Origin of the sequence: Paenibacillus sp. FSL M7-0896, assembly GCF_037975415.1 — a bacterium.
Taxonomy (GTDB): Bacteria; Bacillota; Bacilli; order Paenibacillales; family Paenibacillaceae; genus Paenibacillus_AQ; species Paenibacillus_AQ silagei.
Genome location: NZ_CP150250.1, coordinates 3250690 through 3272551 on the forward strand (window position 1 = coordinate 3250690; position 21862 = coordinate 3272551).

At 52.1% G+C, this 21862-nt stretch carries 21 protein-coding genes and 2 pseudogenes; 21 read left to right on the plus strand and 2 right to left on the minus strand.

From position 1 onward, the window contains the following. Positions 1 to 2: 2 nt before the first annotated feature. The 13 genes and pseudogenes from MKY12_RS13815 to MKY12_RS13875 all read left to right on the plus strand — a co-directional run bounded on the left by MKY12_RS13815 (position 3) and on the right by MKY12_RS13875 (position 13250). Positions 3 to 1175 carry an alanyl-tRNA editing protein gene (locus MKY12_RS13815; protein WP_339314118.1) on the plus strand — a complete coding sequence of 391 codons (1173 nt, stop codon included), beginning with the start codon at positions 3 to 5 and terminating at the stop codon, positions 1173 to 1175. Between the two features lie 149 nt (positions 1176 to 1324). Beyond that, positions 1325 to 3676 carry an ABC transporter permease gene (locus tag MKY12_RS13820; RefSeq protein ID WP_339256559.1) on the plus strand — a complete coding sequence of 784 codons (2352 nt, stop codon included), beginning with the start codon at positions 1325 to 1327 and terminating at the stop codon, positions 3674 to 3676. 266 nt (positions 3677 to 3942) lie between these two features. Then, the gene (locus MKY12_RS13825) at positions 3943 to 4725 is read left to right on the plus strand and encodes an ABC transporter ATP-binding protein (RefSeq protein WP_339256561.1); all 783 of its coding nucleotides are present in this window, start codon (positions 3943 to 3945) and stop codon (positions 4723 to 4725) included. A 29-nt stretch (positions 4726 to 4754) separates the two neighbouring features. After that, entirely contained in the window at positions 4755 to 5435 is a 681-nt protein-coding gene (locus tag MKY12_RS13830; RefSeq protein WP_036728619.1) for a response regulator transcription factor, read from the plus strand. After that, a complete protein-coding gene (locus MKY12_RS13835; protein ID WP_339314119.1) occupies positions 5422 to 6708 on the plus strand; it encodes a HAMP domain-containing sensor histidine kinase in 1287 nt (428 codons plus the stop codon). Before MKY12_RS13830 ends, MKY12_RS13835 begins: the two co-directional genes overlap by 14 nt. A gap of 29 nt (positions 6709 to 6737) precedes the next feature. Next, a complete protein-coding gene (locus tag MKY12_RS13840; RefSeq protein ID WP_339314120.1) occupies positions 6738 to 7562 on the plus strand; it encodes a GNAT family N-acetyltransferase in 825 nt (274 codons plus the stop codon). 60 nt (positions 7563 to 7622) lie between these two features. Continuing rightward, positions 7623 to 7832: pseudogene (locus tag MKY12_RS13845) on the plus strand (ATP-binding protein); the annotation flags it as partial. Positions 7833 to 8065: 233 nt separating this feature from the next. Next, positions 8066 to 9049: an aldo/keto reductase gene (locus tag MKY12_RS13850; protein WP_339314121.1), complete on the plus strand. Its 984-nt coding sequence runs from the start codon at positions 8066 to 8068 to the stop codon at positions 9047 to 9049. A gap of 9 nt (positions 9050 to 9058) precedes the next feature. After that, positions 9059 to 11095, plus strand: a complete 2037-nt coding sequence (locus tag MKY12_RS13855; protein WP_339314122.1) for a translation factor GTPase family protein — start codon at positions 9059 to 9061, stop codon at positions 11093 to 11095. Beyond that, positions 11088 to 11489, plus strand: a complete 402-nt coding sequence (locus MKY12_RS13860; protein ID WP_339314123.1) for an NUDIX domain-containing protein — start codon at positions 11088 to 11090, stop codon at positions 11487 to 11489. Before MKY12_RS13855 ends, MKY12_RS13860 begins: the two co-directional genes overlap by 8 nt. A 185-nt stretch (positions 11490 to 11674) precedes the next feature. After that, entirely contained in the window at positions 11675 to 12100 is a 426-nt protein-coding gene (locus MKY12_RS13865; RefSeq protein ID WP_209990314.1) for a DMT family transporter, read from the plus strand. 18 nt (positions 12101 to 12118) lie between these two features. Next, positions 12119 to 12622: a DMT family transporter gene (locus MKY12_RS13870; protein ID WP_339256575.1), complete on the plus strand. Its 504-nt coding sequence runs from the start codon at positions 12119 to 12121 to the stop codon at positions 12620 to 12622. 307 nt (positions 12623 to 12929) lie between these two features. Continuing rightward, positions 12930 to 13250: an iron-sulfur cluster biosynthesis family protein gene (locus tag MKY12_RS13875; RefSeq protein ID WP_339314124.1), complete on the plus strand. Its 321-nt coding sequence runs from the start codon at positions 12930 to 12932 to the stop codon at positions 13248 to 13250. Positions 13251 to 13312: 62 nt separating this feature from the next. On the opposite strand, the gene MKY12_RS13880 is transcribed toward MKY12_RS13875, so the two are convergent. Beyond that, positions 13313 to 14071, minus strand: coding sequence for an SDR family oxidoreductase (locus MKY12_RS13880; protein WP_339314125.1), 759 nt, complete (start codon positions 14069 to 14071; stop codon positions 13313 to 13315). Between the two features lie 126 nt (positions 14072 to 14197). Between MKY12_RS13880 and MKY12_RS13885 the strand changes: the two genes are divergently transcribed. The 3 genes and pseudogenes from MKY12_RS13885 to MKY12_RS13895 all read left to right on the plus strand — a co-directional run bounded on the left by MKY12_RS13885 (position 14198) and on the right by MKY12_RS13895 (position 17225). Further along, on the plus strand, positions 14198 to 15592 hold the full coding sequence (locus MKY12_RS13885) for an FGGY family carbohydrate kinase (protein ID WP_339314126.1): 1395 nt from the start codon (positions 14198 to 14200) through the stop codon (positions 15590 to 15592). Between the two features lie 454 nt (positions 15593 to 16046). Continuing rightward, a pseudogene (locus MKY12_RS13890) lies at positions 16047 to 16139 on the plus strand (glutamine amidotransferase); the annotation flags it as partial. A 168-nt stretch (positions 16140 to 16307) separates the two neighbouring features. Beyond that, positions 16308 to 17225 carry a class I SAM-dependent methyltransferase gene (locus MKY12_RS13895; protein ID WP_339314127.1) on the plus strand — a complete coding sequence of 306 codons (918 nt, stop codon included), beginning with the start codon at positions 16308 to 16310 and terminating at the stop codon, positions 17223 to 17225. Here MKY12_RS13895 and MKY12_RS13900 read toward each other — a convergent pair. Next, positions 17215 to 17814 carry a hypothetical protein gene (locus MKY12_RS13900; protein WP_339314128.1) on the minus strand — a complete coding sequence of 200 codons (600 nt, stop codon included), beginning with the start codon at positions 17812 to 17814 and terminating at the stop codon, positions 17215 to 17217. The two genes, MKY12_RS13895 and MKY12_RS13900, sit on opposite strands and share 11 nt — an antisense overlap. A gap of 192 nt (positions 17815 to 18006) precedes the next feature. On the opposite strand from MKY12_RS13900, the gene MKY12_RS13905 reads away from it, so the two are divergent. From MKY12_RS13905 to MKY12_RS13925, 5 genes are all read left to right on the plus strand, one after another. Next, positions 18007 to 18489 (plus strand): GNAT family N-acetyltransferase, encoded by a 483-nt coding sequence (locus MKY12_RS13905; RefSeq protein WP_339314129.1) that lies wholly within the window; start codon positions 18007 to 18009, stop codon positions 18487 to 18489. A 158-nt stretch (positions 18490 to 18647) separates the two neighbouring features. Then, positions 18648 to 20537, plus strand: a complete 1890-nt coding sequence (locus MKY12_RS13910; protein ID WP_339314130.1) for a hypothetical protein — start codon at positions 18648 to 18650, stop codon at positions 20535 to 20537. A 29-nt stretch (positions 20538 to 20566) separates the two neighbouring features. Then, positions 20567 to 20788 (plus strand): hypothetical protein, encoded by a 222-nt coding sequence (locus MKY12_RS13915; protein WP_339314131.1) that lies wholly within the window; start codon positions 20567 to 20569, stop codon positions 20786 to 20788. Beyond that, positions 20788 to 21261 carry a hypothetical protein gene (locus MKY12_RS13920; protein WP_339314132.1) on the plus strand — a complete coding sequence of 158 codons (474 nt, stop codon included), beginning with the start codon at positions 20788 to 20790 and terminating at the stop codon, positions 21259 to 21261. Before MKY12_RS13915 ends, MKY12_RS13920 begins: the two co-directional genes overlap by 1 nt. 158 nt (positions 21262 to 21419) lie before the next feature. After that, positions 21420 to 21806 carry an immunity 22 family protein gene (locus MKY12_RS13925; RefSeq protein WP_339314133.1) on the plus strand — a complete coding sequence of 129 codons (387 nt, stop codon included), beginning with the start codon at positions 21420 to 21422 and terminating at the stop codon, positions 21804 to 21806. Positions 21807 to 21862 lie beyond the last annotated feature (56 nt).

Sequence of the window (21862 nt, forward strand, 5' to 3'; positions counted from 1 at the left end):
GGATGACCAAGAAGCTATATTATGATTCAGCTTATATTCAAGAATGGAGTACCGTGATCACTTCCGCGATAGAGCGTGAAGACGGGAGCTATGTGACGCTTGCGGAGACGACCTTCTACCCGCACGGCGGCGGACAGCCCTGCGATACGGGTACCATCGGCGGGATTGCTGTACTGGATGTGGTGCTGGAGGATCAGGAGGTACTGCATAAAGTAGCGCAGCTTCCCGGGCAGACTGAAGTAGACTGCGCCATCGACTGGAGCCGGAGATTCGACCATATGCAGCAGCATAGCGGCCAGCATCTGTTGTCGGCGGTATTCCGCGAGCTGTATCAGGCACTGACACAGAGCTTCCACCTGGGCAGCGATTATGCCACGATTGATCTTGATCTGCCGGAACTATCTGCGGCGCAGCTGGCGGAGGCTGAACAAGAGGTGAACCGTCAGATCTATCTGAACCGCGCAATTACCAGCTACTTCGTGACCGCAGAGGAAATGGCCAAGCTGCCGCTGGTGAAGCTTCCTAAGGTAACGGAGGACATCCGGATTGTCGAGATTGAAGGTGTTGAGCATAACGCCTGCGGCGGCACCCATGTGTCTTCGACAGGGGAGATTGGGATGATCAAGCTGCTGCGGTCCGAGAAGCAGAAGGGCAATATCAGGATTACCTTCAAATGCGGGAGCCGGGCGCTTGCGGAATTCAACGATCAAATGCAAATCCTGAGTCTGTTGTCGGCCAAATTCAATACGAACAAGGACGAAATTATGGACCGGATCAGCAAATGGGAGCAGGAGCAGAAGCTGCTGGTAGCAGAGCTGGCTGCCGTGAAGGAGCAGAACGACAGCTATCTGGCCCGGGACCTGTTAGCTTCTATGGAAGAGGGCAGCCGGGTGCTCACGCATATGTCGGACGGGAGAACGCTTAAGGATCTACAGAGTCTGGCTGCGAAGCTGACGGCGTTGACCGACCTTCCGGTGCTGCTGCTGAGTGCGGCGGAGAATAAGGCCGTACTCGCGCATAGCGGCTCTGCGGAATTCTCGTGCGGGGCATTTTTCAAGGCTCATCTGGGCGGATACCAGGGCAAGGGCGGGGGCAGCGACAAGCTGGCTCAGGCCGGATTCCCGGCATGGGAAGACGCACTGGCATTTTACAATTTTGCTAAAGGGCAATTCTGAGGTAGGGCAGTTAAGGAGCTATGGAGCGTTTATTCCGTAGCTCTTTTTGCTGTTTTCATAGGGTAAGCAAGGATTGGACCGACTTAAGGATTATTTAACATTTGAAGTCTTATAATCAGGACAGAGCTTGACGAAGGGAGAAAATTAACGTGTTCCTGACTATTCTAAAAAAGGATTTGCGGCGTAAAAAGGTGATGAATACCGTTCTGTTGATCCTCATCATCCTGGCCTCCACACTAGCCGCAAGCAGCTCCAGCCTGATGTATTCCACCTCCAGCGCCTTGGGCAGCTTCATCGAAGCCAGCAAGGTGGCGGATCTTAATATCACGCTGGCCAATGACCCCGTCTATAACTCGGCAGTAGAAGACTGGGTCAAGCAGGAAAAGAAGGTGGAGACAGCTTATACAGAACGGCAGCTCAATCTCTTACTGAATCAGGTTACGATGCCTGAAGGCCGCAAGAGCTTCTCGGGAAATGTAAGCTTCGTGCTGTCCGCCATTCCTGAGCAGGTGAACCTGGTCTTCGGTGAAGACAATGAGCGATATTCACTTCGCCCAGGGGAGATCGGTCTTCCGGCCAGCCTGATGCTAAGCAGTGGTATCGTACCGGGAGAGCAGCTGAAGCTTAAGTTCGGTGAGATTACGAGAACGTTCACGGTGAACGGTTACTTCAAGGATGCGTTCATGGGGGCAGATCTGCTGGGACTGAAGCGCCTCATGCTGTCAGCAGAGGATTTCAAGGAAATAGAGAAGCTGGTGCCCGAAGATAAACGGATGAATCTATGGAGCTTCGTGGCGGCACCGGGTGTAGCGTCTACTGAGATATCATCTTCTTTTGCGAACAGTGATCTGCCCATCAGCTTCGAGGTGGATAAGGCGCTGGTCAAGATGACTTATATGACGGACCGGATGATCTCGGCCATGATGTTTGCGATTAGCGTGTTTCTGATCTTCATTGCTTTTCTGACCCTGCGCTTCACCATTGTCTCCACCCTGCAGGATGAATACAAGGAGATTGGTGTTATGAAGGCCATCGGGTTCCGGAACCGGGCGATCAAGCAGCTCTACCTGACAAAATATACAGGGCTGGCCTGTCTCGGCGGCGTTCTCGGACTCGGCATCAGTCTCCCATTGACTGCGCTGATGTCCCGCAAAACCTCGCAATATATGATTTTACCCGGAGGCAGCACCAATATAATGATCTCGGCGCTTAGCACGGTGGTTATGATCGCATTCATTCTGCTGTTCTGCTTACTCTGCATGCGCAAGATTAACAAGGCCTCGGCCATCGATGCAATCCGGCAAGGCCAGACCGGCGAACGCTTCAAGGCATCCCGGCGCATTCATTTACACAAAAGCCGTTTCCTCCGGCCCCCGTTCTTCCTCGCGCTGAGCGATGTGCTGAACCGGCTCAAGAGCTACACTTCGCTGATCCTGACGCTGATCCTAAGCTCCGCGATCATTCTGATCCCGGTCAATCTGACCAATACCATTGTAACTCCTAAGTTCCTGGAATATTTAGGTACAATTGGTGCGGATTTTTATAGCTCAACCGTCGTGGCAGAGAAACCCGTTGAGAAGATCCAACAGGACAAGGCACTCCTGTCCAAGCGGCTGAAGGATCAGGGCTTCGAGGTCACGCTTACAGCGAATTATACGGTAAGTACCAAATATATCTCCGATAACGGGCAGGCCAACCGGCGGATCAACGGCCAGAAGAATGATCAGAACGGGTCTGTTGAGATTCTGGAGGGAACGGCCCCGCTGCTGAAGAATGAAATTGCGATTACGACCATCATGTCCGGGAAATACGGGAAGCGGGTGGGCGACAATATTACTTTTGAAATCGGCGGGGTTCAGGGGACCTTCATGATCAGCGGACTGTTTCAAAGTATCTCCAACGAAGGGTACGCGGTCTGGATTGCACGGGACTATGAGCTGAAGACAATACCCGCTTACATGTTCTCCGGCGAACTCCATGCCCCGGAGCAAGCGAAGGCAGGGATGATGAAGGAAATTCAGCAGCAATTCCCGGAACAAGGCTTCAAAACCTCGTTTGAACTGCTGGGAGAGATCACGGGCGGCTTCATGGGCCAGCTTCACAGCATCAACGGGCTGCTTACGGCAATCATCTGCCTCATTACGTTCTTCATCACCAGCCTGTTCGTCCGATTGATGATTGCGAAGGAGGTTCACGGCATTGCTGTCATGAAAAGCATCGGCTTCACGAATGCCGCGATCCGGCGGTGGCAGGCGCTGCGCATTCTGATTATTATGTCCGTCTCGCTGGTGCTGGGCGTAATCGCTGCGAATACCCTAGGCAGCCGCCTACTGGGTCTCATTTTCCGGATCTTCGGACTGACCAGCCTCCAGTTAAATATTCTTCCGCTTCAGGTCTATCTGCTGTATCCGCTGCTGATCCTTGCCGTGGTCATGCTGGCAGTGTACACCAGTTGCGGCCAGATCAAGCGTGTGCAGATATGGAATATGAATAAGGAATAGGCGATTGGATTCTAGAATAAGAATCACGGGAAATAACAAAAAGCTAAAGGAGCGGAGGGGAAATTTGGAACTGGAGGAGCGGTAGCGTCCGCCTTTAGGTTTGGATTTCTACCGCGAGCAGCGGTCCAAATCAGGAAATCCAAACCTAACAGTGGCCGGAAGTCCAAATGTTCACCGCAGCGACGATTAAGCTCAATGTTTATAACTTTGTGATTCTTGTAAATAGATCCAAGCGTTTATATTAAAAGAAAAGAAGGAGTGGCGAAATGGCAGCAGTACTGGAAGTAACCAACCTATGTAAGACCTATATCGTCAATAAAAGTCAGAATAACGTGCTGCGGAATATCAATTTCTCGCTTCATGCCGGGGAGTTCGTGTCTATCATGGGGCCGTCCGGTTCGGGCAAGTCTACGCTGCTCTATACCGTCAGCGGGATGGACCGGCTTACGGCGGGCGAGGTGGTATTTGACGGGGAGAGTCTCTCGCAGCTCTCTGAGAAGGGCATGGCTGAACTGCGGCTGCACAAAATGGGCTTCATCTTCCAGCAGATGCATATGCTGAGCAATCTCTCGGTTTATGATAATATTATTCTATCAGGCTATGAGTCGCTGAGCGGCAAGAGAGGCGGACAGGGACGCAGCCGCAGCGAGGTGAATCAATATGCCGATGAGCTGATGCGGAAGCTGAACATTATGGAGACAGCGGGCCATGACATTACAGAGGTGTCCGGCGGACAGCTGCAGCGGGCCTGCATCTGCCGGGCGCTCATCAACAAGCCGGCTATGCTGTTCGCGGATGAGCCGACAGGTGCGCTCAATTCCAAAGCCGCACAGGAGGTCATGTCCGAGCTCTGCCGGATCAACCGGGAAGGAACAACACTGATGGTGGTTACACACGATGTAAAGGTAGCCGCGCAGAGTGATAAGGTGCTGTATATGGTAGATGGCAATATTCAGGGTGAGCATGTGCTGGGCAAATATATGCCGGAGCAAGGCCCGAGGGAACGTGAACGCAGCCTGACCGGCTGGCTGATGGAGATGGGCTGGTAGGAAGCTGCAAGCAGCAGGAGGAGAGAGCCGTGGCGGATATTCTGATCATTGAGGATAATGCGGAGCTGGCGGAGGTGATGAAGGATTTTTTGCAGGTGGAAGGATATTCTGTATGCAGTATGGCCTCTGCGGAAGAGGGCTTGGCTTATTTGGAGACGAATGCCGTCAAGCTGCTGCTGCTCGATATTATGCTGCCGGGGCTGGACGGCTTCGCCGTATGCAGAATCGCCAGGGAGAAGTTCAATCTGCCGATTCTGATCATGAGCGCACGCCACGGGGATGAGAGCAAGATTATCGGGCTTGAACTGGGTGCGGACGATTACCTGGAGAAGCCCTTCTCGGCTCCTCTGCTGACGGCGAAGGTCAAGGCGCACCTGCGGCGGAGTTATGAGATGAACGAGAACAAGCTGCTGCTGACGGATGGCGAACTTACAGTGAATCAGACCGCAAGAGTAGTATATAGAAGCGGCCAGCCTCTCGGGATGACAGCCAAAGAGTACGAGCTGTTGGTCTTGCTGATGAGCAACAAGGGCAAAGCGCTTCGCAAGGAGTGGCTGTTCCAGCAGGTATGGGGGGCAGACAGCTTCAGTGAGCCGTCCACGTTGACCGTACATATGAACAAGCTGCGGGACAAAATCGAACATAACCCCAAAGATCCAAGGCGCATCGTTACCATCTGGGGAGTGGGATATAAATATGAAGGCATTTAACAGGCTGATGCTCTGGGCGTTACTTCTCGGACTGACGTTCATAGCGGCTCTTAATGGATATGTATCCTCCAGGGAGACAGGGACGGCCGGGAAGGCTTACCGGATAGAGATCAACCGGATCTATGAGCAGGTGCAGCGAGGAATTCCTCCGGAGGAACTGCTGCCTGATCTGAACAGGTATACCTACGTGAACGGCTTAAGCTGGATCGGGAAGGAAGCGGGGCCGGATGAGGTTCAGCGCTTTTTTGCCGGTATCGGGGTGGGGGATGCCAATGAATTCACGGTCAAGCCCTTGTATGCGGATCAGCAAATCGCAGGATACTTAAGGTTCTCTTACCGGATGCCCGGGCCGGATGTTCATGCACTTCTGGTTCTGGATCTGTTCCTGCTGGCGGCGCTTGGAGCCGTGATGGTGCTGCTGTTCTACATCCGTAAGCAAATTCTGCGGCCGTTCCATACTCTGCAGGAGTTGCCTTATGAGTTATCCAGGGGGCAGCTGAGCATAGGTATGAAGGAGCACCGTAGCCGGTACTTCGGCCGGTTCGTGTGGGGGCTGGACCTGCTGCGGCAGACACTGGATGCCCAGAAAGAGACGAATCTCCGCCTGGAAAAGGACCGCCAGACGCTGATCGCGTCCCTCTCGCATGAGCTTAAAACTCCAGTCGCCACGATCAGGCTCTACGCCAGCGCCCTGGCGGACGGCCTCTATGACAGCGAAGTCAAGCGGCAATCGGCCGCCCGGCTGATTGGTCAGCAAGCAGAACATATGGAGCAGCTGATCGGCGGGATCATCACCGCTTCCGTCTCTTCTCTGCAGAATATAGAGGTGGCCCCGGGAGAGTTCTATCTTAGCGGGCTGGTCGGCAAGGTCATCCGTAACCATAAGGAGCGGCTGGAGCTGCTGAAGGTGGAGCTCACTGCAGGTGCTTATCAGGACAAGCTGCTGCTTGGAGACGAAGAACGGCTGCATGAGGTGCTGAATAATCTCATTGAGAATGCCATTAAGTATGGAGACGGCAGGTCGATCTCTATTACCTTCCGCGAGGAGGATTACCGCCAGCTGATTGTGATCGAGAATTCGGGAGAGCCGCTGCTCCTGAGCGAGCTGCCCCATATCTTCACCAGCTTCTGGCGCGGGTCCAATGCGGACGGCAAGCCGGGCAATGGCCTCGGCCTCTTCATCTGCAAGCAGCTGCTGCAGAAGATGGGCGGCGATATCTTCGCGGAGCCGCTTGAGCGGGGTATGCGGTTTGTACTGGTGCTGCGGTATTGAAGTGAGATACATACATGGAGGGAAGCGTAATGAATGAGCTGAATAAGCTTTTGGAGCTGCAACCTGAGAATTTTGCTGCAGTTTATGATTTTTATGCCGGTAAAAAGCATCACCTTCCCGCCTTATCCGTCCTGCTGGAGAATTATCCCGGGCGGGTATTTGCTGATCATACGGAAGCACCAACACTGGCTGTGGTATGGGCTACGGGGAGATGGATGTATGCTGCCGGAGATATCAGTACTGAGATCAACCGGCTGAAGCTGATGGTTTTTTTGCAGACGGTAGTCGTACCTGATTGCCGACAGAGGCAAGAGAAATGGTTCGAGATCTATACGGATGATAGTGATTCATGGACGGAACTATTGAAGCTGGAGATTGCCGGGCTGAGCGTAGACAGACATATGGAGTCGGTCTATGAGTTCAATAGCGAACGATTTGTTCAGCTAAAAAACAGGCGTGCTGCTATCCCCTTGGATGGAGATCTATCTGTCGCCTGCGAGGAATTTCCCGTGCTCACCCATAAGGGGTCTGTACGAGAGGACAGGTTCATTGGGCTGACAACCACTGGTGCTGTAGTGAAGATCAGGGATGAAGTGGTCTCTATTTGCAAAAATAACGGCTTCAGCGTGAATAACAGGTACTTCATTGATGTAGATACTTATGCAGAATCGGAGCGCGGGAAGGGCTATGCTACACTCGCCGCTGTATCGTTAATTAGTCACTATCTCGTTCATGGAATGCTTCCCTTATGGGAAACAACGCATGAGAATATGGCTTCACATAAGCTCGCGCTGAGGCTCGGCTTCGAGCCGGTGGAGAGTTATCCGGTATTTGCTTTTGTCATGGAAGGATAGTCTTACCCGCAGAGAGAGAACGAAAGAGCTTCGTACTTTTATCGTAGAGGAGCGGTATTGATGAAGAGGTTAGCAATCCTTACAGTCGGTAAAACACATAGCGGGAAGACCACATTTGCCAGAGAATTAGAGCGGTGCTTACCTGAATCGGTTGTCATTGACCGGGATGATCTGGCTGAATTCATCAATACCCGGTACGAAAGTCTGCTGCCCAAGCAAGGGGCGAATACGCTCAAGAATGCTCTGACCCGGACGTTAGTGGATTATGCCGTCCATGAGACGGAGTATCTGTTTGTAATCAACGACAGCGATGAAGTACCCGGCGCGATTCAGAAGATCGTCCAGATCGCAGGCGGGAAGTCCATGTGAATGTTGTGTTCACCACAGTGATGGCCAAGCTTCGAGTGAAATCCGGCTGCCAACTGGACCTGACCGCCCAAACCCTTCATAATAAGAAGAGTTGTGAACGGTTCCACACAAACTCATAAACGGAGGTTCATAGAATGAAATACCGCGAACTGGGAAACACGAGTCTGTCTGTCAGTGAGGTCAGCTTTGGCACTTGGGCGATTGGCGGGGACTGGGGGAATAGCAAGGATGAGGACGGGCTGAGAGGCTTGCAGGCGGCGATGGAGCAGGGCGTGAATTTCTTCGATACCGCAGATGTCTATGGCGGAGGCCATGCGGAGGAGCTGCTCGCCAAGGCGACCCGGGGCAAGCAGGATGAGATACATATTGCCACGAAGTTCTGCCGCGCCGGTGATATCCATGACCCGGAGAATTACTCCGCGCGCCGGATCAGTGAATACTGTGAGCAGAGTCTGCGGCGTCTGGAGCGGGAAGCGATTGATCTGTATCAGATCCATTGTCCGCCGATGGAGATTCTGCGTGATGGGAGTGTGTTCGCGGCGCTGGACCAGTTGAAGGCCGAGGGTAAAATCCGTCACTACGGCGTCAGCGTTGAGACTATCGAGGAGGGCTTGCTCTGCTTGGAGTATCCTGGCGTTGCGGCGCTGCAGGTGATCTTCAATCTGTTCCGCCAGCAGCCGGCACAGGAGCTATTGCCGCAGGCTGCTGCCAAGGGTGCAGGCATCCTGGTGCGCCTGCCGCTGGCCAGCGGTCTCTTGACCGGCAAATTCACGCCGTCCAGTACCTTCCAGGACAACGACCACCGCAAGTTCAACGCGAACGGGGAGCAGTTCAATGTGGGCGAAACCTTTGCCGGGCTGCCTTTTGTTAAAGGTGTAGAACTGGCGCAGAAGCTGGAGTGGATCACTGAAGGACGTGGCAATATGGCACAGGCCTCTATGCGCTGGATTCTGGACCATCCGGCCGTCAGCTGTGTGATTCCGGGCTTCAAGAATGAGTCTCAGGTGAACGATAATCTGGCCACTCTGGATGTACCCTCCTTCAGCCCAGGGGATATGGAGCGCTTGGCTGCCTTTTACCAGTCAGAGGTGGTTCCATATATCCGTGGAGAGGTGTAGCGGTACTGTATGAATATAACTGTCGGACTGCTCGCCCATGTAGATGCCGGGAAGACGACCTTCGCCGAGCAGCTGCTCTACCATACCGAAGCCATCCGCAGCAGGGGGCGTGTGGACCATCAGGATACTTTCCTGGATACCCATGAGATTGAAAAAGCACGTGGGATTACCGTCTTCGCCGATCAGGCGGAGTTCACCTATAAGGATGCCCGCTATTTCCTGCTGGATACGCCGGGCCATGTCGATTTCTCCCCGGAGATGGAGCGTTGTCTGCAAGTGCTGGACTATGCAGTGGTGATTCTCAGCGCGGTGGAGGGTGTAGAGAGCCACACCGAAACGCTCTGGCAGCTGTTGCGCCAGCACCGGATTCCCACCCTGTTCTTCATTAACAAAACCGATCGTGCAGGCAGTGATCCTGAACGGGTCCTGGAAGAGATCCGGCAGCTGCTTAGTGGCGATGCTTTGTTGTTGCCGGAGCAGCCGGAAGCTGCGTGGACCGAGGAAATGAAATCGTTCCTTGCCGAACGCGAGGAGATACTGCTGGAACCTTATCTTGAAGGCACGCTGACGGAGAGCCATTGCCGCAGTGCGCTGGGGTCTATGGTGAAGCGTGGAGAGATTTTTCCGTGTATGCAGGGCTCAGCACTGCTGGATCGCGGTGTGGGTGAGTTTCTGGAGGTACTGGATGCGCTCACGTTCACGGAGTACGATTATACGCTGCCTTTTGCCGGGAGGGTCTACAAGATCCGCCACGATGCCAGAGGTACCCGCATCACCTACATCAAAGCGCTGCAGGGAGTCCTGAAGAACCGCGAGAGCTTGGCGTATGGACCCGAAGCGGAACAAACTTCCGAACGGATTACCGGAATCCGTAAGTACAACGGTACTGCTTATAGCGCTGCTGACTGGGCTGCCGCCGGGGAGCTGTTCGCCGTTGTCGGCCTAAGCTCCGTGCTTCCGGGTGCGGGAGTGGGCGCACTTCAGGACGCGCAGGGCAGCGGACTTATTCCCACCTTGAAATCCAAGGTGCTCTTCAAGCCGCCCGTGCACCTGAAGGAGCTGATGCATGCCTTCGGACAGCTCGGCGCGGAAGATCCGTCACTGAATGTAAGCTGGGATGAAGATCTTCAGGAGCTGCATATTCAAGTGATGGGCGGGATACAGCTGGAAATTCTTGAGCAGATTGTGGCGGAGCGGTTTCAGCTTAAGATCTCTTTTGGCGCGCCGGAGATTCTCTATAAGGAGGCTATTGCCGGTACGGTCTATGGCTGCGGGCATTTCGAGCCGCTGGGCCACTACGCCGAGGTTCATCTGATGCTTGAGGCAGGGGAACGCGGGAGCGGGATCACGTTCATTAATCGCTGCCACCCGGATGATCTGGCGGCAGGCTATCAGCATCAGATTGAGCAGCATTTGCTGGAGAGCGGCCATCACGGCCTGCTGACCGGTTCCCCGCTGACGGATCTGAAGATCACCCTGCTTACGGGAAGGGCGCATAATAAGCATACGAGCGGCGGCGATTTCCGGGAAGCGGCTTACCGCGCGTTGCGCCAGGGGCTGGAGCAGGCAGAGAATCTGCTGCTGGAGCCGGTCTACGACCTGAAAATCCGGATAGATCCGGACGATGTGGGAAAGGTTATGAGTGATATCCAGCAAGCCGGAGGCCGCTTCAATCCCCCGGATATTACACCGTCCAAGGCTGTAATTACCGGCACAGTTCCGGCGGCAAGCTTCATGAATTACGGAGTGAGACTGGCGGCGATGACGCAGGGCAAGGGATCGATGTCGCTCAGAGTAGCAGGATATGAGCCCTGCCACCAGACCAAGGCGGTGGTGGAGCAGCGGAATTATAATAAAAATGCAGATCCGGCCTACTCCTCGGCGTCTATTTTTTGCGCCAAGGGTGAGGGGTATGCAGTACCCTGGGAAGAGGCCGGACAGCATATGCATATTCAAGCAGCAAGCAGGAACGGGTACACGGTTCTTAAACGAGCAGTACCGTGTCAGCGTGACGTAGAAGGAAAGGTGCAGATTGACAATGACTAATGTAATAGATAAGGTAGCCTGGATCTATGTTGTGGACGGCAAGGTACTGGGCGCGCGTTCCGCAGGCAAGGACACCTATTATTTCCCCGGCGGCAAGCGGGAGTCCGGCGAGAGTGATGCCGAGACTCTGATCCGTGAGGTTGAAGAGGAGCTGTCCGTTCAGATCCTGCCGGAGACGATTGCGGAGTTCGGAAGCTTCGAGGCTCCGGCCCATGGCAAAGCGGAAGGCGTGCTCGTGCGGATGACCTGCCTTACCGCAGATTTCACAGGTGAGCTTGCCCCGGCTTCGGAGATTGAAGAGCTGGCCTGGTTAACCTATAAGGACATAGACCGGGTATCGGCGGTCAGCGTCATCATCATGGACAAGCTGCGGGAGATGAGCCTCATCTCCTGAATATAGAAGAGAGAGTAAGCCCGTTTTGAGCCGGAACCCGGCCTGAAACGGGCTTGTTGTCTCTTTAGCAGGGCGATGCAGGCGGCGCGGCAAGCACACTTTTACCGAATAGGACATATGTCCTTCCCGAATCCGGCGAACTGGCTTTTAATAAGTACAGAGAAGCAAAAAGAGGAGAGAGTCAGATGAGAGGGATACTATTCGCATTTTTGGCCGGAGCCTGCATTACACTTCAGGGGGTAGCCAATGCCAGAATCAGTCAGGATATCGGCACATGGCAGGCGGCCACCATTACCCAGCTTACCGGATTCATTATGGCGTTAGCGATAGCGCTGGTGGTACGGGACGGCAAAAAGCACGGCTTCCGTAAGGTACATCCGCTATACATCAGCGGCGGCGGTCTGGCCGCCTTCGTGATTTTCAGTGAGGTAACGGCGATTCAGAACATTGGGGTTACGCTGACGATCTCGGCGCTGCTGATTGCCCAGCTCTGCCTGACGTTTATCATTGATATCCGGGGCTGGTTCGGCGTAGTCCGGCAGAAGATGAAGCTGCCGCAGTTTATCGGCATCGGGATGATGATTCTCGGGGTAGTCGTACTGAAGTTCTAAACGAAGGGGGCAAGAGATATGTTAACAGGATTAGTACTTGCACTGATCGCGGGGGCGCTGGTCAGTTTACAGAATATTTTCAACGCCAAAGTCAATGAGCATACAGGCTCTTGGTCGACCACTACACTAGTGCTGGGCATGGGCTTCGCCGCTTCCCTTGTCATGGGGCTGATTATGGAAGGGAAGAATATGTTCACGCTGCAGCACATGCAGCCTTGGTACTGGTTAAGCGGAATGATCGGCGTGGGGGTCGTGATCTGCCTGGTCCAGGCCACCAGAATTCTTGGCGCCACCTATGCCATCTCGATTGTACTAACTGCCCAGCTCGGCTTCGCCTTGCTCTGGGATTCACTGGGCTGGCTGGGCCTGGCAAAGGTTCCGTTCTCGTTCAACCAGCTGATCGGCGTGCTTATTATCGTAGGCGGGATATTGGTGTTCAAGCTGGGTGGCAAAAGTGATGCCAGAGAGCCCGCCGGGAACTCAGGTTCCGGCAAGCCGCAGGGAGCGCTGCATACGGATTAACGAAAGCATTTGCATTAACGGAAGAGAGCGTGCACCGCAGGAATGCGGATGGCACGCTTTTTTGGGATGTGTGGAAAACTGACTACAATGGGGAGCTGCTACTGGTATAGGCCGGGTTATGGCAGCGCCTGTTTCTGTGTTATATTCAGGGGGAGGAATTCATCGCCGATGTGGCAGTTTACGCTGAAAGTCACATTTTCACATTCTTAGTGACTGCTGTCACACGGGTCTGTCCAGCTTAGGGATTATACTTGTCGCTTAAAGTTATAGCATGCCGGGATGATTGTCCTGAAAGGAGAACTTACAGATGCAGATTGAGCTTAATGCAATGACCCGCGAACGGCTGGAGCAGAGTCTGGCCGGGAAGCCCGGGCAATTCAAAATGTTCTACGATACGGAGGACTGCGGCTGTAATGGCATACTGGTCATCCGGGTAGTCAGCGAGCCTTCGCCAACGGATATTGTGTTTCAGACCGAGCCGTTCACCTTCCTGTGTGACCGCCAGCAGGAATTGCTGTTCGATGACGTGATGCGCCTCGAAGCAGAGGCCGGGTATCCGGCCTACAAGCTGACGAGTGATTCCACCTTGTTCGGGAGCAATATCAGGGTGCAGGATGCACGGAGCTGAAGCAATAAAGGTAGTTTAAGAAAAGAGGCCATCTTCCCGTAGCATGCGGGGGATGGCCTTTACTAATAAGCAGTCCATCCGCCGTCTGCGGTAATGACTGCCCCATTCACAAAGCCTGCTTCTTCTGAAGCCAGGAACAGAGCGAGCTGCGCGATTTCTGCGGGCTGGCCCATCCGTGGATTAAGCGCCATGCCCGGCTGTGTACGTTCCATGCCAAAAGGATTGATATGGGTCATGGTTGAACCAATATTGGTCTCCACACCGCCCGGCGCAATCGCATTGCAGCGGATTCCCTTGGCAGCATACATGAATCCGGTATTCTTCGTAAAGCCGATAACTGCATGCTTTGAGGCTGTATAAGCCGCCCCGGCACGGGCACCGAACAGACCGCCTACCGAGGCAACGTTAATGATAACACCCTGTTGTTTTTCCAGGAAAATAGGCAGTACCTTACGCGTAGCACGCATCACCGAAGTTGTATTGACAGCGAGAACCCGCTCCCAGCTCTCATCCTCAATATCACCCGCCGGTTCAAAGTTATCCATGATCCCCGCATTATTCACCAGAATATCTACAGTGCCGTAAGTGTTGACTGTACTGTCGATCAGATTCTGAATATCAGACTCATTTGCAACATTGGCTTGTACCGCTAGGGCTTCCCCACCGCCAGCTTTAATGTCACCGGCCACCGTCTCCACAGCTTCCAAATGAATATCCGCCACTACGACCTTGGCCCCTTCCTTCGCATACAGGACGGCAATCGCCTTCCCCATCCCGGATGCCGCCCCGGTTACTACAGCTACTTTGTTGTGAAGTCTCATATATGTACCTCCGTGTATAGTTATCTTTCTCTGGTCTAGTATCTTTTGCTTCATAGTGTTTTATGCGCCTGGTTGACGCTGTCCTTCGCGAAGGATTAACATATGGGCTATACAACAGGGAAGAGGATGGAGCCTATGATTACGGCCGGACTAGATATCGGAACCACATCCATCTCCGGGCTGCTCTACGATCTGGAGAAACGTACGATTCTGCATAGCCTTACGGAAGCACAAGCGAGCCTGCCCTTCAGCCTGAATCAGGAATGGGAGCGGCTGCAGGACCCGGAATTGATTGTGAAGCATATGGAATATATACTTGACCGTCTGCTGGCGCAGCAGCCGGAAGTAGCAGGAATTGGCCTAACCGGGCAGATGCATGGAATTGTCTATTTGGATACAAATGGGAGAGCAATCGGTCCGCTGTATACCTGGCAGGATGGACGGGCGGGACAGCTCACCGGAGGGATGCGCAGTCCTACCTATGCGCAGCAGCTCAGCAATATTACCGGGTACACTGTAGCTCCCGGCTATGGACTCGCTACCCATTACTATAATGTGTGCCGACAGCTTGTCCCTGAGCATGCAGTCGGCTTCTGCACGATTGCGGACTATATTGCGATGAGGCTGGCGAACAGTGATGTGCCGCGGATCGATGCAACGCAGGCGGCGGGGATCGGGGGCTTCAGTCAGGGGACAGGGGATTTCGATAGAACCGCGATTCATTTAGCCGGGATCGACCCTTCGTTTTTGCCGCAGGTCGTCCCCTCCGGGACGGCAATCGGTAGCACACCACAAGGCATTCCCGTGTACACCTCGCTCGGGGATAATCAAGCCAGCTTCCTGGGCAGTGTGCCCCAGCCCGGAGAATCTCTACTGCTGAACATTGGCACAGGGAGCCAGCTCTCGGCCTGGTTGCCTGACTGCGCCAAAGCTCCTTCCGCGATGGAGGTACGACCGTTCCCTGGCGGCGGGGTGCTGATGGTTGGCGCAGCCCTGAGCGGCGGCAAGTCTTATGCCCTGCTGGAGGGATTCTTCCGGCAACTGATCACCTCATACACCGGAGAAGCGCCGACAGATGTCTATTCCCTGATGTCCAGGCTGCTCAATGAAGAGGTGCCGGGAAGCGGCATCACAGGGCTTACGGTGAACACACAGTTCCTGGGGACAAGGACAGACCCGGAGAAGCGCGGCAGTGTGAAGGGGATCACGCTGGAGAATTTTACTCCCGGCGGGCTAGCCCATGCTTTTTTGCAAGGGATGGTAGATGAACTGCACGGCTTCCTTGCAGATCTGGAACAGCAGGGCGCGGGCACATTCAGCTGTCTTATAGGCTCAGGCAATGCGCTGCGGGCGAATCCGGTGTTGTGCGCCAAGGCCGAAGCGGCCTTCGGGCTACCGCTTGAGCTTGGTGAACATGCTGAGGAAGCGGCGGTGGGAGCGGCGCTCTGTGCCGCTGTCGGCAGCGGGGAGATCGCAAGCTTCAGAGAAGCTGGTGCTTATCTTAGAGTAGAGCCTAGCTGAGTTAACGGGAAGGGGCTGTCTCAAAAGTGATTTTCTCTGAGGCGGCGATAGCCCTTTGCAGAAATCTCCCGAAGACCCGGTTGTTCTTCAGTTGTCGCAAGTTTTTGTTTGCTTTTAAGGATAAAAGTGCCAATTCTCACTTGAACAGCAGAGCGGGCAGAACGATTGTGTACAAGCGAAGCGTTCGCCTTTGTGTCCGGATTTTCACCGCTAAGGGGGATGAAAAAAAATCTGGACACAATAGCGATGGGAACAACGTTCTGTTTGCGGAGCGTCCACCCAAGTGCTAACGTAGATTCTACTCCGCATTAAAGAGTTGCCCTAAGCGACCGTTTCATGGCTCTTGGGACAGTCCCTTCATATTTGTAACAACCTACCCATCTTCCCTGACACCATCTGTCAGGGAAGTTTTACTATAATAAGCTATATCAAATAGTGATGGGAGAGTTGCAATATGCACAACAGACAAGCTTATCTATATGTATTCAATACGATGTCAGACTGGGAATACGGGTATTTAGCCCCAGAACTGAACACAGGCCGATTTCTTTTTCCAGCTAATGGGCTCGTTAGATCAGGGATGAACAAGGAATATTGTAACATCTATCATTGACAAAAAATATTTTTTATGCTATAATTTACATATTAATAGTTTGTGTATATAATAAGGTTCTCCTGGCCAGGGGAATCTTATTTTTGCATGGAGGAACCATCAATGAAGCAGAACAAGTCCAGCATGACTGCCTTAGTGGCCGCTTTTGGCCGAGCTTATCACAGTCAATATGACAATCCCAAGATATTCAATGATGATGTGGCGCCGAAGCTGATTTCACCACAGGAGTTCGCGGATATCCGCAGGAATATGGTGCAGGGAATTGCATTCTTCAGTCCCGAGATCGCGGAGAGGTACCCGGACGATCCTGAAGCCATCTTGAGATGGATTGTCCAGGTCCAGTTATCGCCCACACCGTTGGCACGTGCTGCCTACTGTGAGGCTATTGTGCTGCATGAGGTGAGTCTCGGGCTGAAGCAGTATGTAATTCTTGGCGCGGGGCTGGACAGCTTTGCCTACCGTTATCCTACGCTTATGGAGCAGCTCACGATTTTTGAAGTTGATGCTCCTGCTACCCAGGCATCCAAGCAGCAGAGGCTTAAGGACGCACAGCTTGAGGTTCCGGGCAATCTTCATCTCGTCCCCATCGACTTCACGGGCGAATTCTCGTATTCCAGTCTGCTTAATCGGGGATTCGATCCCGAAGCTAAGACCTTGTTCAGCCTGCTGGGGGTATCCTACTACCTTACCAAGGAGGAGAATGCCCGCCTGATTAAGGAGCTGCTCGCAAAAGTTCCCTCAGGTAGCTCTATCGTTCTGGATTATGCAGATGAGTATTTAATGGAAGAGCAGGGTGTGTCCGGCCGGGTGGCCAAAATGGTGCAAATGGCTGCTGCCAGCGGCGAGCCCATGCAATCCTGGTTCAGCTATTCGGAGATAGAGGAGCTGCTGGCCGAGGCCGGGCTGCTGGTCTATGAGCACCTGTCTCCGGCAGAGATCAATGAGAGATTGTTCAGCGGCCGGAGTGATGCACTAAGTGCTTTTGAGACGATTCATTATATTCATGCGGTTAAGCAGTAGGTTCCTCTCCATAAATAAAAGCTTCCACCGCCGCTACAGCGACATTCCGGTCAGGATGGGAATTGTCGATCTGCGCCACCTGTTCAGGCGGGAGCGGCCAGGCTACGGTACGGGAGCCTAGAGAAGCGCTGAAATTCTCCCAATGGGCGAACTTCCAGGTGTCGAGCGCGGAATGCCTGCCTTCAAGCCGTTCACGGAACATGGCTGCATCCGCAAGTCCTACCAGGACTACCTTGACCTCGACTTCCTCCAGTGTGCGCCCGATGCGCGCCAGTTCGCGGCCGATCCACTCCGGATCGGCCGCTTCTTTGGTAAAGGGACCCACCACGTAGATATCACTGGACAGGCCCATATTATCGAGCGCTGCATCCATAGTAATGCGATAGCCGAGGTCGCGGCATAGTCTTTTATACTCATCGGAATCCCTGTCGTCAGGATCAAGCCCATGCATAGTCATGATCGCGGTTGCTGCCGGACGCAGCAGAATGTCCATATCGAACACTGCCGCCGGACGCCGGGCTGCAACAGCCTTGGCTAGTGTGGTTTTGCCCGCCCCTCCAGGTCCGAGGAAAAAAACCAGCTTGTTCATCTGTCTCACTCCTTATCCTGCTTGCAAATCCCAGTATAGCAGGCGAATCGTTCAAGGGGAAGGAGCCAAACCGGAGAGGGTGACCTAGCTATTGCGAGTGAATGACAGCAATCAGCAGCAAATGATATGATAGGTTCACTATACATCGAAGCAGGAAACGAAGCAGATAGAGGGTAAGAGGAGGACAACGATATGATTACCATCCGTCCCATTGAGCGCAGGGATAATGCAGCCATTGAGGGAATTATCCGGGAGTGCCTGATTGAATTCGGCGGCAACCGCGAAGGCTTGGCTTGGGCAGATGATAGCCTGCATGACTTATATACCTATTATAATAGCGCGGCGAACCGGGCTTACTGGATTATTGAAGTGGATGGGCAGGTGCTGGGCGGCTGCGGGATTGCGGCTTTTGACGAGGCACAGCAGATCTGTGAATTGCAGAAAATGTACCTGTCCGCAGCCATCCGCGGCCAAGGCGTTGCAGCAAAGCTGCTGAATACGGCGCTTGCCTTCGCTAAGCAGCATTACCGCAAGTGTTACCTGGAGACGCTGCTGACGATGCAGGCCGCTGGCCGTTTCTATGTCAAGCACGGGTTCAGCCCGCTGGATGGTCCGCTGGCCGGTTCCGAGCATTATGCCTGCGATGCATGGTATATCCGGGACTTATATATCTGATTTCCAGTGGAACTATGGACACATTGAAGAATTTACTTCTATTCACTTAATGGAAAATAAATCCGATAATAAAGGGATATGTATATCATTTATGGGTATATTTTGAATCCTAATATTGTACATTGGAATCCATTCTGGAGAAGGAAGCAGGGATCATAGTGTCTTCCAGGAAGCTAGTATTTAACGAAGATGAAGTCAGGCGCCTGCAGTCGAAGATTGGCCAGGTGAGTCAGGACACCAACCGGTTATATCTTCAATTAAAGGGCCAGTCCAGTAGCTGGGGCGGCATTCCCATGGGCGACCATCTGGTCAGGGCCCAGGTCATGATTAATGAATTAACCGTAGAAGCGGAGAAATTAGAGGATATCATCCGGGTGGCCCTAAGAGGCGTATCGGAGCTGCAGGAAGAGAATAAGCGGCAGGCGGACAAGCTGACAGGCCAATTTAATTTGTTGCTCGCGGCTTTCGGCAGCTTGGGGCTGCAACCAGCCGCCGGACGGGTCTCCATCCCCGAATTTGTGCAGCGAAGTGCGACGAACCTCATCACTTCGATTGCTGCTCTATCAGGAAAGGATGAACTCAGCAGGGACCCGGTGGTACAGCAGCTCAGGAATGTCATTCAGACCTCCGGCCTGCTGACCGTAGAGAGTATAGCTGCACAAAGTAAGCTGAACGATATCTTCGCGGCGCGGAATGAGATCGCCAAGGCACAGATGGCCTTCAAAGTGTATCAGGCGTTCGGCAATCAAGCCCAGATGGAGGCTGTTCATACGAAGGCCGAAGAGGCCCGGCAGAAGCTGGCTTCTCTAGGCGTAGCCAAGATCTACTATGAATCCGGCAAGGATCTAAGCGCCCACTACAGACAACCAGCGGTTACAGCCTGCGAGTATGATCCGTCCATTACGGCGGACAAGGTCCCCTTACTACATAACGAAGAATATCTGTTGCTGCTGCGGCTGGCGATGGAGAAGACTGCCGCCGGAGCGTATGCGCGGGGTCAGCTTGCAGCCAAGCGGCAGGAAATTCAGATCGCAGCGGCTCTTAAGCAGGTTCAGGAGCAGATCGAAGCGGAGCGGCGGTTGAACGGGCCGCCGCTTACGCTGCCGGACGGCACGCCAATTACCGCAGACAACAAGGAAAATGAGACCACCTGGGACTTTTATCAGGCGAAAGTCTATGTGCCGAATGAATATCTCACCCCCATGTACACCAGTTATCTGGGGTGGCTGGATAAGACGTACGGCCTCACGAAATGGGAGAGCAAGGTCCGTCAGTCGGGAGATGTAGTGCTGGCTTTTACCGAAGGATTGGTGAAAGAGGTCGTCATGGGCGTGGCGGATACGGCAACCTTTGCTTTCAAGCTAGTTGTGGACCCGGTCAAAACCACCACAGAAATGAAGCAGCAAGCGCAATATCTAATTGACCATCCCGAAGTGCTGGTGGAAGCGGCGAAGATGGCGTATCATCAGTTTGACGAGGGCACCCCGGAAGAGAAAGCGAGAATGCTGGGCTCGGTTGCGTCGATTCTGGTCCCCGGATTCCAGGTCACCAAAGCAGGCAAAGTGGGGAAAGTCCTAGGCGAGGTAGAAGACGCCGTCAGCCAAGCGGCGAAGGATGCCCTGCAAGGGATTAAGCAAAAGCTCCCGGATCTGGGACGGGCAGTGCAAACGCCGGAAGGGTTTGTTTTCAAGATAGGAGAGATCCCCGATATGCCAGCCTTGCCGAAGACGCCGGTGCAGCAGCGGTATATGGATGGGTTGGAGGGTGGGGGCGGTAGAGTTGAGGGGACGGGAAAATTAAATGATCCAGAACTAACGAAAACGAATAAAGGGTTAGAAGTTGAATTTAGAAACCCAAGTGGAGTTAATATTAAATGGATTGAACAAAACCCTAAGAATATTTCGACTGCAATTGAAAGCGCAAAAAGTAGTTTGAATGCCGGGAAAGCTATCGAAGGAAAAGTTGGAGAATTTGTTCAGCAAAAAACAAAGATAATAGGCTTTGGGCAAGAAGTGTTAGATGATACAGGAAAAAAATTACTGATTTAGATGCAGTAACAAGCAGACAAATTATTGAAATGAAGAAATCTGCATCAGCAATTAAGATAGATCAAATTGATAGGCTCATTGATCCGAATCATCCTCAATTTTTTAATTATGAGGGCAAGAAAGTTATTGTTTATATTGATGAAGCCATCACAACTACAAATCCTGAAACGTTAGCTAAGATTAACTACCTTAAAGAAAAAGGCATAATAATAGTTAACTCTTTAGAAGAATTAGGGAAGGTGATTGAATAATGGGGATTTCTGCATATGTCTTATTTGAAACTGGCAGTAACATTCTGTTAACTGATCTTTTGAAATATACGGAAGATTTTTGTGCTGAATTAAATTTATTTTATGGAATTACTTACAAGAAAGAAAATAGTAACAAACAATTAAAACACGTCAGAGCAAATATAAGTGATCGACCATTTGTTGAAAGTACATCAAGGCAATTATGTATTGATTTTTATGATGAGCCTTATGAATTTCAAAGCATTTCCTTCGATTGGTTAGGAAAAGATTCTGAGTTTTTTGAAGCAATAGTAGTAGATGATTTTTGTGACAACGAAGACCTATTATTTAATATTCTATTTGAATTTCAGAAAAAATATCCAGATTCGAAAATATGGATGGAAGATGATTGGTTCTATAGTTTAAATGACTTACAAAAGATAGCGAATAAGTATGATGGAAATTGGTGTTACAAAAATCCAAAAGATCTATAATGTGTGCTAGTAATATACTTGACAGTCAAAAGTTTTACTTCATTATGAAGCAAGCGAGTTAAAAGAAGTAAAATCCGGAGGTTGTATACATGATTTATAGCTGTAGTGAATATTCAGAATATATATATGATACTTATAATGCTTAGAGGAGGCTTGGAATGGAAAAGGAAGGATTTGTGTCCTTATGGGTAGGAAATGTTCGATCTTCCGAGGACCTAGATAATTTACTTGTTGTTTCTTATTCAGTTGACGGAGATTTTATTCCATCAATATTTGCTAAACATTTTGAGATTAGTAGGTATGATGATGCTGTAAGAGAAGCAGAATATTATGAAGAAGTTAGTAAAGATGTGGATCAATTACTTGAAGGATTCTCTTATGATCATAAAATTATCCCAAGATTTGATGCGCTATTGCAGGAAGAACTGTCAAATGATATTAATACAGTAATTTTGCTTTATAACTTTAAGTATACTGGGGAAATTGTTGAAGCTACAATTCAATCCAATTACCTGAGATTCTTAGGCACGGTAGAATATCAATAATGGGCTACTAGGTTTCTTTACATGCAATTCCTATAAATTAAGCAGGTCACTAATGG